At 43.8% G+C, this 18,546-nt stretch carries 19 protein-coding genes; 8 read left to right on the plus strand and 11 right to left on the minus strand.

Annotated features, from left to right (window positions below):
• Window positions 1–48: 48 nt before the first annotated feature.
• Together dgcA and fusA are read left to right on the plus strand one after the other, a co-directional pair.
• Entirely contained in the window at window positions 49–1,041 is a 993-nt protein-coding gene (gene dgcA, locus R2S67_RS13360) for an N-acetyl-D-Glu racemase DgcA (protein ID WP_317344978.1), read from the plus strand.
• 293 nt (window positions 1,042–1,334) lie between these two features.
• A complete protein-coding gene (gene fusA / locus R2S67_RS13365) occupies window positions 1,335–3,359 on the plus strand; it encodes an elongation factor G (protein ID WP_005392674.1) in 2,025 nt (674 codons plus the stop codon).
• A 71-nt stretch (window positions 3,360–3,430) separates the two neighbouring features.
• On the opposite strand, the gene R2S67_RS13370 is transcribed toward fusA, so the two are convergent.
• Complete coding sequence (locus tag R2S67_RS13370; protein WP_164665409.1) at window positions 3,431–3,625, minus strand: hypothetical protein; 195 nt, start codon at window positions 3,623–3,625, stop codon at window positions 3,431–3,433.
• Window positions 3,626–3,835: 210 nt separating this feature from the next.
• Here R2S67_RS13370 and R2S67_RS13375 point away from each other — a divergent pair, with 210 nt between their 5' ends.
• On the plus strand, window positions 3,836–4,630 hold the full coding sequence (locus R2S67_RS13375) for a phosphotransferase (RefSeq protein ID WP_005392672.1): 795 nt from the start codon (window positions 3,836–3,838) through the stop codon (window positions 4,628–4,630).
• Here R2S67_RS13375 and nqrM read toward each other — a convergent pair.
• The 3 genes from nqrM to R2S67_RS13390 are packed head-to-tail and all read right to left on the minus strand — an operon-like array spanning window position 4,608 to window position 5,621.
• Window positions 4,608–4,817, minus strand: a complete 210-nt coding sequence (nqrM, locus tag R2S67_RS13380; RefSeq protein WP_005392671.1) for a (Na+)-NQR maturation NqrM — start codon at window positions 4,815–4,817, stop codon at window positions 4,608–4,610. The two genes, R2S67_RS13375 and nqrM, sit on opposite strands and share 23 nt — an antisense overlap.
• Before the next feature lies 1 nt (window position 4,818).
• The gene (locus R2S67_RS13385; protein WP_048624742.1) at window positions 4,819–5,334 is read right to left on the minus strand and encodes a NifB/NifX family molybdenum-iron cluster-binding protein; all 516 of its coding nucleotides are present in this window, start codon (window positions 5,332–5,334) and stop codon (window positions 4,819–4,821) included.
• A complete protein-coding gene (locus R2S67_RS13390; RefSeq protein WP_048625148.1) occupies window positions 5,331–5,621 on the minus strand; it encodes a DUF134 domain-containing protein in 291 nt (96 codons plus the stop codon). Before R2S67_RS13390 ends, R2S67_RS13385 begins: the two co-directional genes overlap by 4 nt.
• A gap of 502 nt (window positions 5,622–6,123) precedes the next feature.
• Here R2S67_RS13390 and R2S67_RS13395 point away from each other — a divergent pair.
• The 4 genes from R2S67_RS13395 (at window position 6,124) to ompV (ending at window position 10,030) form a co-directional block, all read left to right on the plus strand.
• A complete protein-coding gene (locus R2S67_RS13395; RefSeq protein ID WP_046873819.1) occupies window positions 6,124–7,023 on the plus strand; it encodes an ABC transporter permease in 900 nt (299 codons plus the stop codon).
• Window positions 7,016–8,245, plus strand: coding sequence for a glycine betaine/L-proline ABC transporter ATP-binding protein (locus R2S67_RS13400; RefSeq protein ID WP_258669792.1), 1,230 nt, complete (start codon window positions 7,016–7,018; stop codon window positions 8,243–8,245). The genes R2S67_RS13395 and R2S67_RS13400 overlap by 8 nt, the downstream gene beginning before the upstream one ends.
• A 252-nt stretch (window positions 8,246–8,497) precedes the next feature.
• The gene (locus R2S67_RS13405; RefSeq protein ID WP_046873821.1) at window positions 8,498–9,034 is read left to right on the plus strand and encodes a copper resistance protein NlpE; all 537 of its coding nucleotides are present in this window, start codon (window positions 8,498–8,500) and stop codon (window positions 9,032–9,034) included.
• 219 nt (window positions 9,035–9,253) lie between these two features.
• Window positions 9,254–10,030: an outer membrane protein OmpV gene (ompV, locus tag R2S67_RS13410; RefSeq protein WP_301658745.1), complete on the plus strand. Its 777-nt coding sequence runs from the start codon at window positions 9,254–9,256 to the stop codon at window positions 10,028–10,030.
• A gap of 75 nt (window positions 10,031–10,105) precedes the next feature.
• Here the strand turns inward: ompV and R2S67_RS13415 are convergent, their stop codons facing one another.
• From R2S67_RS13415 to R2S67_RS13425, 3 genes are all read right to left on the minus strand, one after another.
• Window positions 10,106–11,773 carry an ABC transporter substrate-binding protein gene (locus tag R2S67_RS13415; RefSeq protein ID WP_124007507.1) on the minus strand — a complete coding sequence of 556 codons (1,668 nt, stop codon included), beginning with the start codon at window positions 11,771–11,773 and terminating at the stop codon, window positions 10,106–10,108.
• A gap of 160 nt (window positions 11,774–11,933) precedes the next feature.
• Window positions 11,934–12,548: an outer membrane beta-barrel protein gene (locus R2S67_RS13420; protein WP_301658368.1), complete on the minus strand. Its 615-nt coding sequence runs from the start codon at window positions 12,546–12,548 to the stop codon at window positions 11,934–11,936.
• A 180-nt stretch (window positions 12,549–12,728) separates the two neighbouring features.
• Complete coding sequence (locus R2S67_RS13425; RefSeq protein ID WP_301658744.1) at window positions 12,729–13,613, minus strand: LysR family transcriptional regulator; 885 nt, start codon at window positions 13,611–13,613, stop codon at window positions 12,729–12,731.
• A gap of 94 nt (window positions 13,614–13,707) precedes the next feature.
• Here R2S67_RS13425 and R2S67_RS13430 point away from each other — a divergent pair, with 94 nt between their 5' ends.
• A complete protein-coding gene (locus R2S67_RS13430; RefSeq protein WP_317344984.1) occupies window positions 13,708–14,604 on the plus strand; it encodes a DMT family transporter in 897 nt (298 codons plus the stop codon).
• Window positions 14,605–14,669: 65 nt separating this feature from the next.
• On the opposite strand, the gene R2S67_RS13435 is transcribed toward R2S67_RS13430, so the two are convergent.
• From R2S67_RS13435 to pncB, 4 genes are all read right to left on the minus strand, one after another.
• Window positions 14,670–15,449: a methyltransferase domain-containing protein gene (locus R2S67_RS13435; protein WP_268844528.1), complete on the minus strand. Its 780-nt coding sequence runs from the start codon at window positions 15,447–15,449 to the stop codon at window positions 14,670–14,672.
• A 169-nt stretch (window positions 15,450–15,618) separates the two neighbouring features.
• Window positions 15,619–16,137 carry a glycine zipper 2TM domain-containing protein gene (locus R2S67_RS13440; RefSeq protein WP_005392659.1) on the minus strand — a complete coding sequence of 173 codons (519 nt, stop codon included), beginning with the start codon at window positions 16,135–16,137 and terminating at the stop codon, window positions 15,619–15,621.
• Window positions 16,138–16,351: 214 nt separating this feature from the next.
• Window positions 16,352–16,711: a hypothetical protein gene (locus tag R2S67_RS13445; protein WP_005373947.1), complete on the minus strand. Its 360-nt coding sequence runs from the start codon at window positions 16,709–16,711 to the stop codon at window positions 16,352–16,354.
• A 334-nt stretch (window positions 16,712–17,045) separates the two neighbouring features.
• Entirely contained in the window at window positions 17,046–18,356 is a 1,311-nt protein-coding gene (gene pncB, locus R2S67_RS13450; RefSeq protein WP_074190011.1) for a nicotinate phosphoribosyltransferase, read from the minus strand.
• Window positions 18,357–18,546: the final 190 nt, after the last annotated feature.

The following is an 18,546-nucleotide window of genomic DNA, read 5'->3' on the forward strand; positions in this document are numbered from 1 at the left end:
AACATTTACGGTTTAGAAAATAACTGTGGTTTAGGGAAAACTAGTGAGATGAAAATTCATGTAGAACCCGTCACGATTGCTATGGCGACACCATTTCGCATCTCTCGCGGCAGTCGGACAGAGTGCCACGTAGTCCGCGTGACAATTGAACACCGAGGCATGCTCGCCCAAGGAGAATGCACGCCATACCCTCGTTATGGTGAATCGGTTGAATCGGTAATTAAGGCGATTTCTCACGCCGCGTATGAACTGCAAAGTTTGTACGCCAAAGGTGACGCTGATGTGATGGCTCTCAAAAGCCAACTTCAATCGTTATTGCCCGCAGGAGCGGCAAGAAATGCATTGGATTGCGCGCTTTGGCATCTTCTTGCGCTTTTGAGCCACAAGCAGCAGGTTCACGACCTCTTTACGTTACCCGAGGCGATTGTGACGGCGGTGACAGTTTCTATCGACACGCCGCAAGCGATGGCAAAACAGGCGCAAGCTTACCTTAGCCAAGGCGCAAAACTGCTAAAAGTAAAACTGGATGGTGAACACGTGATTGAGCGCGTTGCAGCAGTACGTGACGCCGCGCCGCACGCACAAATTGTCTTAGATGCGAATGAAGCGTGGCAAAACCTCGACCTCGCGACGGTATTTGATCAACTCGAACCGTTTAATATCATCATGATCGAGCAACCGCTGCCACAAGACCGTGATGACGTACTCGCCAGCATTCCGCACCCCATTCCACTTTGCGCCGATGAAAGCTGTCACACCAGAGAGCAATTGCATCAACTGCTTGGCAAATATGAAATGGTGAACATTAAGCTAGATAAAACGGGCGGGCTCAGTGAAGCATTATTGCTGGCCGACGATGCAAAAAAACTCGGTTTTAGTCTCATGTCCGGTTGTATGTTGGGGACGTCGCTGGCGATGCGTGCTGCGTTACCCATTGCTGCTCAGGCGAGCGTTGTCGATCTTGATGGCCCGGTGTTGCTCGGACAAGATATAACGCCGAGCTTAGTTTATCGCGACGGCGAAATCGTTCTTTCCAAATAGCCTAAACAATCCAGAGGTTTTGCTCCAAAAGTCAGAACCTCTGAGTTTATGATCTCGATTAAAAAACAATCAGCCCCATCATGAAATAAGTCACATAAATTATATGGTTATTACGGCATGCTAAGATTACAGTAGTCCAATAAGGTGGTCTTATGCATCGAGTCATCCGGAAAATGACATGGAAGACGAATAGGCGGTAATCCCGCCCTACTCCAATGCAGTGCGTGGGTTTCTCTAACAACCCACTTCCTAGCAATTCGTAGGTTTTTCACGCCATCTTGCAAGGAGGCTCTATGCCTATAAACAAAATACGCAATATCGCTTTCGTCGGCCAAACCGGGACCGGTAAAACCACGCTGATAGAAAAACTGCTCTTCACCTGCGATGCCACTCACCATTTAGGCAGCGTAGAAAAAGGCGATACCGTTACCGACTTCGACCCTCAATCCATCCAATATCAACACAGTATTGAAGCAACGCCAGTCGCACTGCGCTGGAATAAACATCGGCTCAATATCATCGACACTCCGGGACAAAACGAGTTACTTGGCCGTACGATCAGCGTTTTTCCTGCCGTTGAAACATCCGCCCTTGTCATCGACCCTCAAACACCACTAAACCAAACTTCCGATCGCTTATTTACCTTTGCTAAAGAGCAGCAAAAATGTCAGATGATCATCATCAATAAGCTCGATAACCACGGTCATCAGTTAGAGAGATTGATGGAGAACATCGTTGAGCATTTTGGTGACCATTGCTTGCCGATCAACTTACCTTCGGCTGACGGGGAATCTGTAGTTGACTGCTATTTCGAACCAGAACTGGGACGAGAAACCTTACTTGCAACGGTAGATGAAGCTCATGAGACCTTGATTGACCAAGTTATCGAAGTCGATGAAGAACTGATGGAACTGTATCTGGAACAAGGTTCCGAACTCACCGCAGAGCAACTGCATGATCCGTTTGAAGAAGCACTGAGAACTGGACATGTGATTCCGGTCTGTTTTGTCTCAGCACAAACCGGCGCGGGCGTCGAGCTTCTGCTTCGTACCTTGGCGGAGATCATGCCCATGCCAAACGAAGGTAACCCTCCTCTATTGGAAAAGAACGGTAAAAAAATCAAAGTAAATTGCGAAACTTTAGAGCACACCGTCGCACACGTGTACAAAGTCAGCGTCGACCCATATATGGGAAAACTTGCCTACTTACGTGTGTATCAGGGTGAAATCAATGCGGGCAGCCAGCTTTATATTGGCGAAAGCAACAAGGCATTTAAAGTTGGGCACTTATATCAACTGCAGGGCAAAGATAGAACCGAGATCCCTCGCGCGCTTGCGGGCGACTTCTGCGTTTTAGCCAAAGTGGATGATCTCGAATTCGATTCAATCGTTCATGACTCTCACGAAGAAGATGGTGTTCAGCTCAAGACGTTAGACCTTCCTGACTCCATGTATTCTTTGTGCTTGAAGCCTCTTAAGCGTGGAGATGAGCAAAAATTAGGCGATGTACTGAATAAAATCGCCAGCGAAGATCCTTCGCTGCGCATCGAACATCGCGCTCGCACCAACGAAACCATCATCAGCGGCCAAGGGGAATTTCACCTCAAAGTCGCATTAGAAAAGATGGCGAACGTGTACAAGCTGGACGTCGAAACCTGCCAACCAAGCGTCGAATACTTTGAAACCATCACCAAACCTGCCGAAGGGCATTATCGACACAAAAAACAAAGTGGCGGTGCAGGCCAGTTTGGTGAAGTGCAATTGAAGGTTCGTCCACTCGAACGTGGCGCCGGATTTAAGTTCATCAACAAAGTGGTGGGTGGCGCCATTCCAACCGCGCTTATTCCCGCGGTCGAAAAAGGTATTTTACAAGTACTCGAAGAAGGGGCGATTTCTGGCAACCCAATCAAGGATGTGGAAGTCACCGTTTATGACGGTAAATATCACTCCGTCGATTCAAAAGAAATTGCGTTTGTCATCGCAGGTAAGAAAGCCTTTTTAGATGCGATCAACAACGCTGATCCTATTGTGTTAGAGCCCATTGTCCAAATGGAGTTACACGTCCCAACCACAAACGTCGGTGACGTGTCTGGGGATTTGTCAGGTAATCGAGGATTAATAGAAGGCACCGAACCGATTGATAGCCAATTCACGTTGTTGAAAGCCAAATCGCCAGTAAACGAGTTGCAAGATTACGCTCGTCGATTGCGAGCTATCACGGGTGGTGAAGGCAGTTTTAGTATGACTTTGAGCCATTACGAGCCCGCGCCACCAGCAGTGCAAAAACAAGTCTGCCAAGGCAGTGCTCAACAAGGTTAATTCCCTAAGATTCAAATCAATCAAATAAAAAAGCGCCCTCAAAATGAGGGCGCTTTTAGGTAAATTAAAATTTATTTATCGAGAGACAAACCGATCTGACTGATTTTGTTTTCAAACTCTTCGATGCTGTTCGCTTTGTAAGTCGGAGCACCGTTAAAGTAGCGCGGTTTCTCTGGCAGCATCGCATTTTTCAGCTCTTGTTCTTGATCGATATTGTCATGATAAACCGTTACACGATTTGGAATATCCTGCTTTATTACAGCCATAGTGGTTCTCCTTGTTTAAATCGAACATTAAGCGTAGAACGTGGTTAGCGATGCGTAAAAGCCTCTGTGTAAAATTTAGACACTAGCGACAATTTTATACTCAAACCATTGCATTATTTTGTTTCAATGTTCTCTTTAAGTATTCTTGGTGCGCACACCTTTCGCGTTTAAGATAAGTGAAGATTCCACCATCAAAAGACAGGATGTCTCATGTCAAAGCAAGAGCTTAACCAGATGGGCAGTGCCAAAGTTTATCTGGTAGAAAAACACGGCATTTCATTCATTGAAAAGCAGCAGGTAGAACAGGTTGAGGTCGCTTTTTATCAACACCAGGCTAAACCATTCAATGAACTTGGCATTCTTGTACCTGAGCTCATTGATTACGATCACCAACAAAATACGTTACGAATCGAGTATATCCCGCACTCTGTCAATCAAGAATTCCTGCTTGAAGAGCCGCGCGTGATAGAACAACTAGCTAAAATACATAGACTATCTCCGACATCAGATGGTGTTTATCATCCTCATCAGTGGACACAACCAGCCACTTCCCAAGCTTTAAACACGCTCAAACTAGACGCAAAAACAGAGCGGTTCTTTTATCAGCTACAAGAGCAATCCGGCCCGCTTTTCAACGCCAAAAATTTGATCTCTGGAGACACCAATGCCGGGAACTGGGGGCGACGAGATAATGGCGATTTGGTGCTGTTCGACTGGGAACGTTTTTCTACAGGGCATATCGCGATAGATTTAGCACCACTAGTCAAAGGCATGGGCACATTCGAAGATTATCTTGGTGTGGCGCATACCTATACCAAGACGGCAAAGCAAGGCGATGCGAGTAATTTAGCAAGAACGATTGCAATAGCTAAAACGTGGATGGTGGTAGAAGTGGTGAATATACTGGTCTCGAGACAGAACCCTCAGACCAGTAAATACATTGACTGGTTTAAACAAACCTTACCGAAATGGGCAAAAGATCTTAGCGCTCAGATGACGAATTAGGTTCGGATATTTGATACAAACGTCTTTCAGGCTCGGCACAAGAGGTTTCACAATTGCACACCTTATCAACACCGACATTATTCAATCCGCCACAACTCCCTTGAATACGCTTGTTGTGGAAAATGACGCCAAGCGACATCAACAAAATGATTGCGAGAAAACCAAGAAAGGTAAATAACCAAACCATATTAACCTGCCTTATTAGCCATCGTCTTTAGCCTAAGTATAGCAGGGCGAGATGTCACTTTAAGTAGCCCTGCTGGTGCTTTCGGTCTTGCCAGCAAGGAGGGTTTGGATTTTTTGCCACCACAACCACAGGAACCGCAACCGCCTTTTGGCTTGTGAGCATTTTTCTTATGATTGTTTGAGGGACGACCTTGAGACGGCTCAATGAGAGGCTCTCTTGGAACCGCAAGTACATCTTCCAATGAGCTACGGGTAGAAAGCCTGAATACTTGCGTGCCACTACGAAGTAATTTGGCTAGTGCGCGTTCACCGATATTTCGTACAAGTACAGCATCCACATTGTACTCTTGCAGAGACTGAATTAACTGAGACTTCGCATTGCAACCTGCTTGTGGCATCGAAGCAATGTTCGCTAAGTTTTTTAGCATACCGTCAGTATCAGAATAAATAGCAATATATGGTGCTTTAACAAAGTGGTTTGCCACCCGCTCACCATCATTAGGAATAGCATAAATCATAAGTTTGACTCCTCATCCGGAAAAACTAATGCATGACCTTCAACTAAACTTTTTGCGACTTTCAATCTTGCACTTTTTACTGTGTTACCAAAAGTTTGTCTAGAGACGCCCATCTGATCAGCAGCTTGCTGCTGGCTAAGCCCCTCTAAATCGGCCAAACGCAGTGCTTCTAGCTCTTCTGGTAATATGGCGACTTGCTCCAACTGATGAAATGGCACGCCATTGGGTTTGAAACAATGGTGTGCAGCACGTCCGCATATTCGTCTTTCTATCTTTGGTCTTGCCATCATTATCCCTCAAAAACACAGGATCAAATTACGCCTTAAGTTGGCATATGCCAATAACATTTTTAGCATATGCCAATAAACTAAGTTTGCAAAAATCGACACGATAAATACGTAAGACATCAGGATTAATTAGACATCTAAAAATTTACAAACTTTGGTGACAAACGAGCAAAAAGATCAATTCTAATTATCTAGATAATAAAAACGTTAGTTTGCGCAGACTTTTCATACAAATACGCGCTAATGTATTCATTTTATTGGAGAAGAAAAACTATAATCCGATCAAATCATTCATTTGAACACTAATGATTATTTTATTAAAAGGGTGTCTACCTAAGTAACTATAAAGTGCAGGTCGACCGCATTGAAATGAGCCTAAAGGGTAAAACAATAGATGGAGGACCTATCGAACCACCAATCATTACTTGGTCTACGATCCCAGCCATTCTTGCTGAATCACGTCTCTTGAGGGCACCTAGATATATCAGAAAAGGAAGTAAATATGTCTGACTCGAATTGGCTCAGCGAATTCCCAGAAATGGATCGCTCTGATCTTAGAGCGATTCGCAAAACACTCGATGGCGCCTACCGAGATTTCTCTCGTGAATATGGTGAACTTATCGAGTCTCTCTTTGATCCGCTCCTTTCATTTCTTGTCTGGTTTGAAAAACTGCTTATTTCAACACCTTGGGTCGTTGTTTTAGGCGTCTGCACCGCCCTCGTTTATGCCGCTAGTCGCTCTTGGAAACTGGCTATCGCATGTTTTGGCTCACTTATCCTGATTGGCTACTTCGGCATGTGGGAAGACACAATGCGCACGCTCAGTATTATCACGGTGTGTACCATGCTGGCAATCACACTCGGGATCCCTATCGGCATCGCCATGGCGCGCTCTAATCGTATTCAGTCAGTTGTGACACCATTACTCGACGTCATGCAGACCATGCCGGCATTTGTGTACCTCATCCCAGTTGTGATGTTGCTCGGGATCGGGAAAATTCCTGGCCTCATCGCAGTAGTGATCTACGCGATTCCACCTGTTATTCGTTTAACTAATTTGGGTATTCGTTTGGTGGATAAAGAAGTGTTGGAAGCCGCAACCGCATTTGGAGCCAGCAGTAAACAGCGACTTTTTGGGGTCCAACTTCCGCTCGCAATGCCAACCATCATGGCAGGAATCAACCAAACGATCATGATGGCACTGTCGATGGTCGTCATCGCATCGATGATTGGGGTAAAAGGTTTGGGCCAGCCCGTTCTTAAGTCGATTACCAATCAATATTTCACTCTTGGTCTTTTAAATGGTCTAGCCATTGTCGCTCTAGCGATTCTTTTCGACCGAGCTTCACAAGCGTATGCGAAACGCACTCAAGCCCATCTAGGAGATTTAAAGCATGACTAGTCCACTTATCGAAATCAGCGGTCTGTATAAAATCTTCGGACCCAAACCCGACAGCGTGATTGAGCGCGTCAAGTTGGGACATAGTAAAGAACACGTGTTAGCGGAAACGGGCCACACGGTCGGGCTAAAAGACATCAACCTCCAAATTAAAAAGGGCGAGATTTTCGTCATCATGGGTTTATCCGGTTCAGGAAAGTCCACCATGATTCGCCACTTCAATCGCCTAATCGATCCAACCATGGGACAGATTTTGGTGGAAGGGGTAGATGTCATGCAACTTTCTAACAAAGAGTTAGAGCAGTTTCGTCGTCATAAGATGTCGATGGTGTTTCAACGTTTTGGCTTACTGCCTCATCGCACTGTTATCAACAACATCGCTTACGGTTTGGAAATTCAAGGAATAAGTAAAGAAGCGCGCTTATCAAAAGCAAACGAATGGTTGGATACCGTTGGATTAACGGGTTATGAGAACCAATACCCCGCTCAGCTATCAGGTGGTCAGCAGCAACGCGTAGGCCTCGCACGAGCGTTGGCAACCAATGCCGAAATACTGTTAATGGACGAGGCATTTTCAGCGCTGGACCCACTGATTCGGAGCGAAATGCAGGATCAGTTAATAGAACTGCAACAGCAGTTACACAAAACGATTGTTTTTATTACTCACGACTTAGATGAAGCATTGCGCCTTGGCGATCGCATTGCGATCCTTAAAGACGGTGAGCTTGTCCAACAAGGTTCACCAGACGAAATATTGCTGCATCCTGCCGATGAGTACGTTGAAGCCTTTGTAAAAGACGTCAATAGAGCGCGAGCATTGACGGTTGAGACTGTGATGCAGCCACCTTCATATCGCATTGCCGCTAAAACCATTGAAGAAGCGCTCAGTGAGATGAAACGTGTAAAACGTGATTATGCTTATCATGTGACCGATTCAGGCTATCAAGGCGTGATAACGCAACAAGGGTTACTAGACGCGACGAAGTTAGCTCACCCCCCAAGCTGGGATGATGATATCTATGAAGAAGTGCCTATCATCTCTCCCCATTCAGCAATTGAGCAAATATTGACTGAAACCATGTCGTGCGAATACTCACTGCCCGTTGTCGATGAGCATGGCCATTTGAAAGGTGAATTAGAGCGTCGTACTGTTGCTGGTTTATTCGCTGATGAAGACAGCACAAAACGAAGCACCTCACGTTCAAACATCGATAAGGCCTCTTAACTGATTTAATAAAACAGCTCACGGCAATGTGGGCTGTTTTCACTATCTCTGCCCCCCTCTAGATATTTATTTGTAGACTCAAGCTTGATATCCCAATCAACATTTACATTGTTCTGATTTTCCTGACAATTTCATGCTCATATTCGGTTTTATTGACATAGATAGATCATTCTATTGCTTTTTGATGACGCAAATACCTGATAAATGTCTACTATTACTCTCATACAAAATCTTGATTTAAAGAGGGATAAAATGAAAAAAACAATGTTGGCACTAACAGGCGCGGTAATCATTCTTGCAGGCTGTCAAGATGAGAAACCTGCCGAAACAAGCGCAGTTGAAGTACCTCAAGCGACGGAAACTGAAGTCACCACTAGCGCAGAAGTTACTACAGAGACAATTGACACGCTGCCAGTAGCAGAAGAACAAGTCATCACTGAAGAAACATTTGTAGACTCTGAGCATAACGCACAAAATGCCCTTGACTGGAACGGCACATACAAAGGTACGCTTCCATGTGCGGATTGTTCAGGTATCGACATGACCATCACACTAAATCAAGATGGCACTTACGTACTTGAAGAAAGCTACCAAGACAAAGAAGACGGTCAGTCAAAGTCTGAAGGCCAGTTCACTTGGGATGCAAACGGCAGCATCGTAACGTTGACAAACGAAGATGCGCCAAACCAATACTTTGTTGGTGAAAATGTACTTATGAAACTAGACATGAATGGCGAAAAAGTAACAGGTGACCTAGCACCGTTATACAACTTAACGAAACAACAATAAGTTCGTATCGATACCTGATAAATAATCTAAATCCGAGCTACCCCAGCTCGGATTTTTTCTTTCCATCGACGGCGGTTGCCTTTCTTATCTTCCTCCTCTGATCTTACGTTCCGCTTCTTATCCTGATGGTTCATTACATTTCCATACGCTTTGCTGATAGAGGCTTACAACTTCATTTTGTACAGTGTTCAAAACAAATCAGAACAACTCGGAAAAATGATGAAAAAGACATTAATTGCACTACTAACTCTGACTGCTGCTGGTTCAGCGGTTGCTGGTGATACTTATATTCGTAACGGTAACATCTACAACAATGAAGGTGGCTGGAACGCGGAAGTCGGAGTGGCTCATGGCAGCGATCTTTTCAAAGATCAAAAATACAATACAGCTCCAATTCTAAATGGCGGTTACCATGGTGACGACTTTAACGCCGATCTAAGTGGCATTAACTACCGCTTCTTCGGTAACACCAATGAATTAATCAACATGAGTGCTTACCTTGTTGGCAGTGGTGTCATGCGTGACGGTGATATTGCAAAGAGCCTGAAAGGCACGGATAAACGTCGCTTTGCTGTCGATTTAGGTTTGAACACTGACTTTACGTTAGATCAACACAATGTGATTTCAACATACCTTCAACATGATATCAGTGGTGCTTACAAAGGTTACTTAGCGGGCGCAACTTACTTCCACATTATGAACTTCGGTAGTGTTGATTTTGTTCCTTTTGCTAACCTAACTTATCAAAGTGAAGACTACGTAGATTACTACTTTGGCGTAAAACAACGCGAAGCAAATGCAAACCGCAAAGCGTACAAAGGTGATTCAACAGTAAGCTATGGTTTAGGCTACAAGCTAGTCACGCCAATCAACGATAACTGGCAAGTGAGCCAAATGACACAATACACTCGCCTAGGCAGCGGTATCAGCGATTCCTCAATTGTTGATAGTGCAAACCAATGGGTTGTTGGTGCGAGTGTGTCGTACAACTTCTAACTCTACATTCCACATAAAGCCATCATTGCGATGGCTTTATGTATTCATACTCTATGCTCACCGTATCGAAATATGCTAGTTAGAGTGAGCGATCCAGAGACGATGCAAATCGCTATAACCCGTATTTTTCACCTGAACACCGCGCACTTGCTGTGTTTTTGTCACCTCTTCATAGCCAACAAATAAAGGCAAATAAAGATACTGCTCTCGTAACGCTTTTTCTACGCCTAAAAGAGATTGTAAAGATTGAGCATTTGTCATGGCTTCGCGAAGGTTTTCTCGATGGAGCAACATCTGGCTTTGATCAAAACTAAAACGCAAACCTGTTGCTATCGATAGCCACTCAAATACGCCATACTCAAACGGCGCTTCCATGACTTCTTCAATTAGGAGCAAGTCCGCTCGATGTGATACGACTTCAGGAAAACTAATGTCATCAATAATGACGATCTCTAGCTCTAATCCCGTCGCCCGAATCACACGGTGCAACCACTCAGAGTGACGAATTAAACTTGGTATCGTCCAGATTGGCTCGGCTAGCGCTACTTTACCCTGTAGCTTAGGCGTCACAACAGCCTCTGCGATTAGTAAATCTTGATCTTGAGTCGCTAACTGAATGCTGTCAACGGCACTTTGCGCCTCATAGATTCTCTTTTGCGCATTGATGTAATCGGCGAGTTGATGCCAGTCTTCTTTTGCGAGATTAGAGTCCGCGCGCTGCCGATAGGTCAAATATGAAAATGCGCTGATTTTTTCCACTTCAACGTGATCAGAGGTTTGGTTAAAACTCAACATATTCAAGGTCTTAACATTACCATGAGACAGCGTAATTTGGTCTAACAATGCGCGCGCTGAAAAATATTCTTTGTGTGCTTGAAGAAGCATACTCTCTTGGTTCCAACCACTGATTTTAAATGGTCCGGTGCCTATGTGGTAAGAATAACCAGAACCGAAAGAAACAACATCTCGACAAAGAATAGAAGCGTGAGGAGTGGCTAGCATGTATGGAAAAAACATGTTCGGATGTTTCAATGTAATTTTTAAGCAGCTCGATGTTTCGGCAATCACACTGTCAATACATTGCCAGAGCTCGTGTACTGGTCCTTTTATTTCCTTAAGTCTTTCTATGCTCCAAACAACATCTTGTATGCTGAGAAGTTCACCATCGTGACGATATATTCCAGGTCTCAACCATAACGTCATCACATTGCCTTCCATTTTCCACTCATGTGCTAGCGAAGGCTCAATGCCACCATTGGAATTTTGAGTCAGCAAAACATCATAAACACTTTTCGCCACATGCAGTTCAGTATGACGATAAGTGTTCGCAGGATCGACCTTAGACACCCAAGGATAAGAGGAGATCAAAATAGCGTTATTTGACTCATTCAACTGGTTCACTTTTTCAGAGGCAATCGTCAGCGCCCTGACAGCGCTTTGACCGAACCAATCGATAAGTTTTGTTATCGAGTTCATTCTTCCCCGACCAAGCTCCTCAACCAAAAATTCGGTCATCGCTTGTTGAAGGGAAATAGTAATGTTCAGACGACTGGCGTTACTTCTGCCAATTGCAGGTTTCCAATCTACCCAACCGTAAGAGGCAAGCTTTTTCATCACAATAGAAACATTGCGCCTTGACGTACAAATTACCACTTCAAGCTCAGACAGCGTAACGAAGTGATATTGATGAGGTTCAAAGTGCTTTAACAGTAGATCCAGATACCTAAGATTGACATCGTTCACAAAGATTCCTAAGAGTTATTCCAAAGCAAAAAAATAGCACAGGACGCTTAGCAACTAAACTTCCTGTGCTATATCTAAACATATTCAAAGCTTGGACTCAGCTCGACCAACAGAAGTCAAAAACGTGTACTAAGCCAAGAGGTAACTTGAATAAGTATTCTTAGAAACGGTAGCTCATACCTACAGAGAACACATTGATGTCTGCATCAACCGTTACTTTTTCATTGCCAAATTTCGCAATGTCTAGCTCAGGCATCATGTATTCCCATTCAACTTGCAGAGCAAAGTTTTCAGTAATAGCGAACTCTGCACCTAAACCGTACATGCCTGTTACAGTGCTGTCAGAAATGGTGGTATGGCCTGCGCTACCGTCAATCACAGAGTTGCTAATTTTGAATTCAGCATTGAAGTAAGAAAGACCAGCTTTAGCAAAAAGGTTGAAACGATCACCAATAGGTAGAGTCGCTTTTGGTTGAATCGATAAATACTTCATATCACCAACAGTAACAACTTTGCCGTCTAAAGCATCGTAGCCACCAATGGCTGCTTCTAGAGAAATGTATTCGTTGAATTTGTAACCACCGAATACTTTGCCTGAAAGGCTTGAGTCATCTTCAAGTTTAAGTTTAGTGCTAGCGTTAGTACCACCACCATTGATAGAGCCATTAACATCACCAAACGATGCTTGACCTACCGATGCACCAACGTAAGGAGCTGCGTTTGCAACAGAACATGTTGCTAGAAGGGCTGTCATTAGCCATGTTTTTTTTAACATTGTATTTCACTGCCTGTTAATTATTGAGGTTGTGTTTTGCCCATCCTTAAGCACGTCATGCTATCCATTTCACTCGGTTTCAAAACCAAGTTGATGTTACTGAATAAAAACTCAATAAAACATGAAATATTTAAACACAACTTTGCCACTTTATTTCTTAATTATGACAATTTAGTCATTTTACAAGCACTGTTGCTTCAACCAATTAGTGAGTTTGATAATTTCCGCCTGCTTGGCTCGGCTCTTTTTATGAATAAAATAAAAGCTGTCCCCCGTCTCTAATCCATGAGAAGGGATATACACCAAATCATGCGCTTTATCTCTTTCATTGAGCATAAAATCATTCGCAAATGCGATGCCTTGGTCATAACGTGCAGCCTCAATTGCCAACAACATATGACTAAAATGTTGAACATCGACATCTTTTGGCAAAGTGTAACCACCCGCTCTGCACCACTCTGCCCAGTCTTTTCCTCTCTCACGATAAATAGAATCTGTCGACAAAATAGGATATCGCCAAAGCGCTTCTGGAATGGGTTGATCTTGTAACTCTTTCCAAATTTTATGGCTGCATACCGGATACAGCGTTTCCGCGTATAACTTCACCGACATATAGTTGCGCTTTGGCTTCTCTACCGTGATAAAGCAATCACCAACGCTATCTGTCTGCTCAGGATCACCAACAACCATATTGAGTGTCAGATCGATTTCCGGATGTAACCGCTTAAAATCAGACAAACGCGGAATAAGCCACTTTACGGCAAGCGAGCTATAAATCGCTAAACGTATGCTGCCTTTGTCCCCTTCTCTCACCTTTTGGCTGGCCATCGCAATAGAGCTAATTGCCGGGCTAATATCCTCTAAAAAACGAGCACCAGTATCCGATAAAGAGAGCTTTCTTCCTTGACGAATAAATAATGACTCGCCCAAATAATCTTCCAATAATCGTATCTGATGACTAACGGCACTTTGCGTCACATTGAGCTCTTCAGCCGCAAGCGAAAAGCTAGAGTTTCGAGCGACAGATTCAAAACAGTGAACCGCTCTGAGTGGTGGCAACTTCATTATCTAAAAATCTCATACTTAAACTAATAAATATCACTTCACTTCATCCTATGACATCACCTACTCTTTGGCAAAGAAAGAGGAGAGGAAATAAGTGAAAGTTACATCGGTCGGCGCAGCTATGCTGCTATTAATTGTTGGGAATCTCATTGCGGTGCTTTCGGACTCTTTAATTAAAAGTGTCGGAAATGAAGTGCCTATTTTTCAGTTTGTCTTTTTCCGACAAATTTCCGCAGTGCTTTTCCTACTGCCTGTCTGCTTGCTGACAAAAAAGACGCATTTTCTTGAAGGATTTAAATGGCATGCTGTCCGCGCTCACGTGTGGTTGCTTGGTGCTATATTTATGGTTTTGGCGATTTCATCTTTACCGCTCGCAACTGCGAACGCAATCTTCTACGCCGCGCCATTAATCATGCTGCCGCTTGCCGCGATATTTTTTGGCGAACAGCTGTCTAAACAATCGGTCGCGGCTGCGATCACGGGCTTTGCTGGTGTGTTGGTCATCATTCGTCCAGATCAAATCGACTGGGCAGCGATTTCGGCTTTAGTTGTGGCTATTACCCTGGCAATCAATAACTTGCTTATTAGAAAACTGCCAAAAAATCAGTCCGTCATGCAAACGCTATTAATGACAAACTTGGCAGGTATTCCCGTGGCTTTCTTACTTGTTCTGATCGAAGCGGAACCTTGGGACTGGAGTGCTTTCCCTGTCGCTGCTGGCTCAAGTTTGTTCATCATGATTTATGCGGCAACATGTGTGATCGCTTACCGCTCGATTGATAGCAACAAAATTGCCAGCGCTGAATACAGTGGCTTAATTGGTGCCGTGTTTGTGGGATTAATCTGGTTTGGAGAAGTGCCAGACATATTCATGGCGATAGGAACAATAATGATTGTTGTGCCGCTGGTTTGGCTTTCTAAACGAGAGCGTCGCAAGAAAAAGCTGCAAGCTCAGCAAGAGCGAGAACAAAAAGAGGCGCACGTTACTTAAAATCGCGCTCTATCTCAAAGACTAAAAAAAACCGAGTCGTAAGTACTCGGTTTTTTTATGTGGCTCTAATCCATTCTGATGTAAGCGACCACATGAGATAAAAACTGCCTTGCAAAACGATCATTAAACCGGATGCGATATTCATGATCGGCTTCCGATACTAAACGCCAACCTTCAGCAAAGTACGCTTTGATATCATCGACCGCTTCTTCTTCATTTTTGATGTGTTTCGCGTTCCACTGATAAGTGCAAGAGACAACCATCAGCCCGCCAACCTTGGTGGCTTCTTTTAGAGCGTTGATCACGCTAAGTGGCGACTCACATTGATCAACCACGTTCAAACATACGACTAAATCAAAGCTAGACTGGAGAGTATCGTGCTCAAAAGGTTGGTTAATCAGCGTCAAATCAACATGAGCACATTTCTGTACGATATCTCTATTCTCTACCTCTAAAGCGTTTAAGGTGTTCACATCGTGAAGATAAGTTAGCTCGACTCGTTGTTCTTCTATTAATAGTTGCTTCAAGCCATCCATCAACCTATTTGAAGGCTCCACAAGCGTCGCTTCTTTAAGGTTAGGTAAGCGTTGCACTAACTCATAATAGTTTCTTCCCAGCGCCGCGCCAACCTCAAGTAGGGAATACGGCTGAACGCCGCTCTCAAGTGCCGTCTGCGCAATAAAATCAGCAACTTGGGAGCAGTGAGGTGATGACAAAAAAGAGAGTGGGACTTGTTTTGAGCGACTGGTTATCGTCTCAATCTGCTTATCTTCGATGAACTTGTCGAACCATTGCGCTTCGAAATAACCAGCTAAACCGCGATCGGTCAGGTAAAAATCTTCCATGCTTTTTCCGTTCGTACTTTTCGAAAAGTGATTGTATCGAACGCTGAAATTAGCTGGTAATTCTGGCTGCACATTCCCGCGGGAAAATAGATGAAAACACCGCTTATGTGAAAAAGCCCTTTCATCTCAAGATAAAAGGGCTTGTTAATCACTTCAGTTGAGAGGCTAGTTATTGCGGAAGAACAACTTTGCCATCTTGAATTGGGAACGTTTTTGTCGCAGGCTTGCTCGCTAAGCGAACCGTCGTTGGCGCACCTGAAACTTCATAAGTGACATCGTAACCCACTACTTTTTCAGATGTTGTGTATTCTGTGTGGCACTGCTTTTTCGTCGTTGTCACTACATCGCCTTGTTGCACGTTCTCCTGAATCTTACGACCCGTTAACGCACCAGCGATCGTACCAGCTGCAGTTGCAATCACTTTACCTGAGCCGCCACCGATTTGGTTACCCAATGCCGCGCCAGCTGCTGCGCCGCCGACCGTACCAATTATTTTATTATCATCCGTAGGAGCAACTTGCTCCGTTACTACCACGTCTTTACATACTTGGTGTGGATTTTTCACAGTTTCAGTCACCGCTTCAACCAAAGTAATGTTTGCTTGGGTTGGAGCTGGTGGCGTTTTGTCTTTACAGCCTGCTAGTACAGCAACAACTGCCGTTGCAATTGCGATAGATTTCATATTCATGATTTACATCCCAGTATGGTTTGCTTTGATGAGCGGTATAGTAAATCGCAATTAGGAAATCACATCAGGCGAAAACAAACCCTCTGTCATTAACGAGTAAAGAAACACTGTTTTATAAAAGGTACGTCAAGAAACACTCAACAGAATGTCAACTAAGCTAAAACCGTATCATTACTGATTATGGTTAGGCTTGATTAACCTATGAGGCTTATTTTTAAGCCAAGCTTAAAAACAGTTCGTCATCCGTTAAATACTTATGACGGTGACTCAGGTTACGCACGTGCATAAACATAAAGTCAGGAAAACCAGGAGCAATAATGTTGTTTGGTTCCCAGCATACACCGCCAACAAACACATATCGCCCTTGCTTGTCATCTTCGTGAAGGGGGTTATTAAGAGGAGAAGAAAACTCTGCGCGACAACCTTCAACCACACAAACAATTTGTCCTTTAAAAAGGCCGATCACGCGCTTAACAAGATTTGCCTTGATGCCACATTTCCATGCTTGACGAGTGGCCATCTCATAGCCATATTTTCGGATCGCTTTCTTTTGCAAATGTACTACTAGGTTCATTTTGACTCCTGATTCAAGCAATTACGCGAAGCCCAAAGTCATAAAAGCAGATAGACGTCTATACCCGAGTGACCTCATGGTACATGGGAATAAACTACGTGATTAGACTGAGTTTAGTGTCCGATGAAAATACACCTTCCACGATGCTGTAACGTATCGATTTACACCAATCATAGGCACATAGCACATCAAAAAAACAACCTCATTTTCGAGTGCTTTCCTACGCTGTATCTGGTTACTTCTGCGTATTACTATAACGAAATCACCCTCTACGTTTGTCTATATAAATTTGTCGTAACGATAGAGGGTGCTTATCAAGAAGGAGGGATAACGCCTACGCGTCGATGAGATAGTTTTGACCTTCAGTTTCTAGACGATCAATCAGTTTACGACACTCGTTTAAATCAAGAGGTTGCTCGAAGCGGCGCTTGAGGTTCATCAAAAAGAAGATATCTTCACACATGGCTTTCTCAGGCTCGTCACTGATTTTTGCGACTGGTGAACCATTGCACGTGACCATTTTGATCACGATAGAAAGTGGCTGGTAGGCTTCACCCTCTTTATTGACATAATCACCCATATCGTTCGCAAGAAAAGTACCGATACCAAAACTCACCTGAATACGTCCTTGGAAATACTCGCAAATATCTAACGCTTGTTCGAAGTTAAGTCCGTCGGTAAACACCAGTGTTTTTGTTAATGGGTCTATATTAAGCGACTGGTAGTGTGCAATCATTTTTTCACCCCAGCTATAAGGACAACCACTATCGTGACGCACACCGAAATACGCGTTACTTAGCTCTTCATCAAAGTCTTTAAGGAAGGCATCAATACCAATCGTGTCGGTAAGTGCAATACCTAGTGCACCGTTAAACATTTTTTGCCAACGTTGCAAAGCCACTTTTTGCGAATCTCGCACATTCACCAGAGCTTGATGGCCCATAAACCATTCATGAGCAACGGTACCGATAGGCGTCAAATTCAGTTCTTTTGCTAAGTGGTAGTTGCTTGTTCCTGTCAAACATTCCGGCACTTCCTGGCACAAGAACTCCAGCATGGTGCGCTGAGCTTGAAAGGAAAAACGTCGACGCGTCGACATATCAGAAAACTTAAAGTTAGTGATGTTACGACGTTTTAGTTCGGATTTTAGGTACCGAACTTTCTCTTCTAAAACGGTGGTAAATTGCGCTACAGGGATATCAGACCAACGCTGACGGCTACGAACTTCAGACACGATACTCATGATGATCGTTTCGTACAAAATAGTATCTCGCCACAAACCATTGATAGTAATGCGTAACTGGCTTGAGCCATCAGCCATGGCTTTATTATGGAAAGAGACATCACTTTGCGGGTTAAACCGGAAATGGCGCAATGCATCAACAAAATCAGGATTCAGGTAAGGCGCGACACGCTTAATATATTCGATTTCTTCTTGCGTAAATTGAATGTCTTGCAGTTTAAGAACTTCTGCTTTTACCTCTGGTAGCAGTTCAGAGAGATCTTCCTCGCTACGCACAATAAACTTGTATGACACCATCGCATCAGGGTAAAGCGCTGTTACTGCGCTCATCATATTGACTTTGTAAACATCAAAATCCAAAGCGCTTTGAATGATGCGGGAAGAAAATAGTTTGGTGGTCATTAGGTGCCCTTCTACACGCCCTTCCTGGGTATATAACTTTTTGTTACTAACTAATTTGCGTAAACAATAAACACCCATCTATAGTTTGTCAACTTTTGTTACTAACCACTCATTTTTATAAGGTTTTTCTGTCTAGAATTCGCACACAGATTGTGAATAAGTCAGATTCATTCGTAGATTTATACTCAAG

Origin of the sequence: Vibrio sp. T13N, from assembly GCF_032970445.1 — a bacterium.
GTDB lineage: Bacteria > Pseudomonadota > Gammaproteobacteria > Enterobacterales > Vibrionaceae > Vibrio > Vibrio diabolicus.

What these genes read in the sequence shown, in the direction of transcription:
- dgcA (WP_317344978.1), top strand. Translation starts at nt 49, where the DNA reads ATGAAAATTCATGTAGAACCCGTCACGATTGCTATGGCGACACCATTT.
- fusA (WP_005392674.1), top strand. Translation starts at nt 1,335, where the DNA reads ATGCCTATAAACAAAATACGCAATATCGCTTTCGTCGGCCAAACCGGG.
- R2S67_RS13370 (WP_164665409.1), bottom strand. Translation starts at nt 3,625, where the DNA reads ATGGCTGTAATAAAGCAGGATATTCCAAATCGTGTAACGGTTTATCAT.
- R2S67_RS13375 (WP_005392672.1), top strand. Translation starts at nt 3,836, where the DNA reads ATGTCAAAGCAAGAGCTTAACCAGATGGGCAGTGCCAAAGTTTATCTG.
- nqrM (WP_005392671.1), bottom strand. Translation starts at nt 4,817, where the DNA reads ATGGTTTGGTTATTTACCTTTCTTGGTTTTCTCGCAATCATTTTGTTG.
- R2S67_RS13385 (WP_048624742.1), bottom strand. Translation starts at nt 5,334, where the DNA reads ATGATTTATGCTATTCCTAATGATGGTGAGCGGGTGGCAAACCACTTT.
- R2S67_RS13390 (WP_048625148.1), bottom strand. Translation starts at nt 5,621, where the DNA reads ATGGCAAGACCAAAGATAGAAAGACGAATATGCGGACGTGCTGCACAC.
- R2S67_RS13395 (WP_046873819.1), top strand. Translation starts at nt 6,124, where the DNA reads ATGTCTGACTCGAATTGGCTCAGCGAATTCCCAGAAATGGATCGCTCT.
- R2S67_RS13400 (WP_258669792.1), top strand. Translation starts at nt 7,016, where the DNA reads ATGACTAGTCCACTTATCGAAATCAGCGGTCTGTATAAAATCTTCGGA.
- R2S67_RS13405 (WP_046873821.1), top strand. Translation starts at nt 8,498, where the DNA reads ATGAAAAAAACAATGTTGGCACTAACAGGCGCGGTAATCATTCTTGCA.
- ompV (WP_301658745.1), top strand. Translation starts at nt 9,254, where the DNA reads ATGAAAAAGACATTAATTGCACTACTAACTCTGACTGCTGCTGGTTCA.
- R2S67_RS13420 (WP_301658368.1), bottom strand. Translation starts at nt 12,548, where the DNA reads ATGTTAAAAAAAACATGGCTAATGACAGCCCTTCTAGCAACATGTTCT.
- R2S67_RS13425 (WP_301658744.1), bottom strand. Translation starts at nt 13,613, where the DNA reads ATGAAGTTGCCACCACTCAGAGCGGTTCACTGTTTTGAATCTGTCGCT.
- R2S67_RS13435 (WP_268844528.1), bottom strand. Translation starts at nt 15,449, where the DNA reads ATGGAAGATTTTTACCTGACCGATCGCGGTTTAGCTGGTTATTTCGAA.
- R2S67_RS13440 (WP_005392659.1), bottom strand. Translation starts at nt 16,137, where the DNA reads ATGAATATGAAATCTATCGCAATTGCAACGGCAGTTGTTGCTGTACTA.
- R2S67_RS13445 (WP_005373947.1), bottom strand. Translation starts at nt 16,711, where the DNA reads ATGAACCTAGTAGTACATTTGCAAAAGAAAGCGATCCGAAAATATGGC.
- pncB (WP_074190011.1), bottom strand. Translation starts at nt 18,356, where the DNA reads ATGACCACCAAACTATTTTCTTCCCGCATCATTCAAAGCGCTTTGGAT.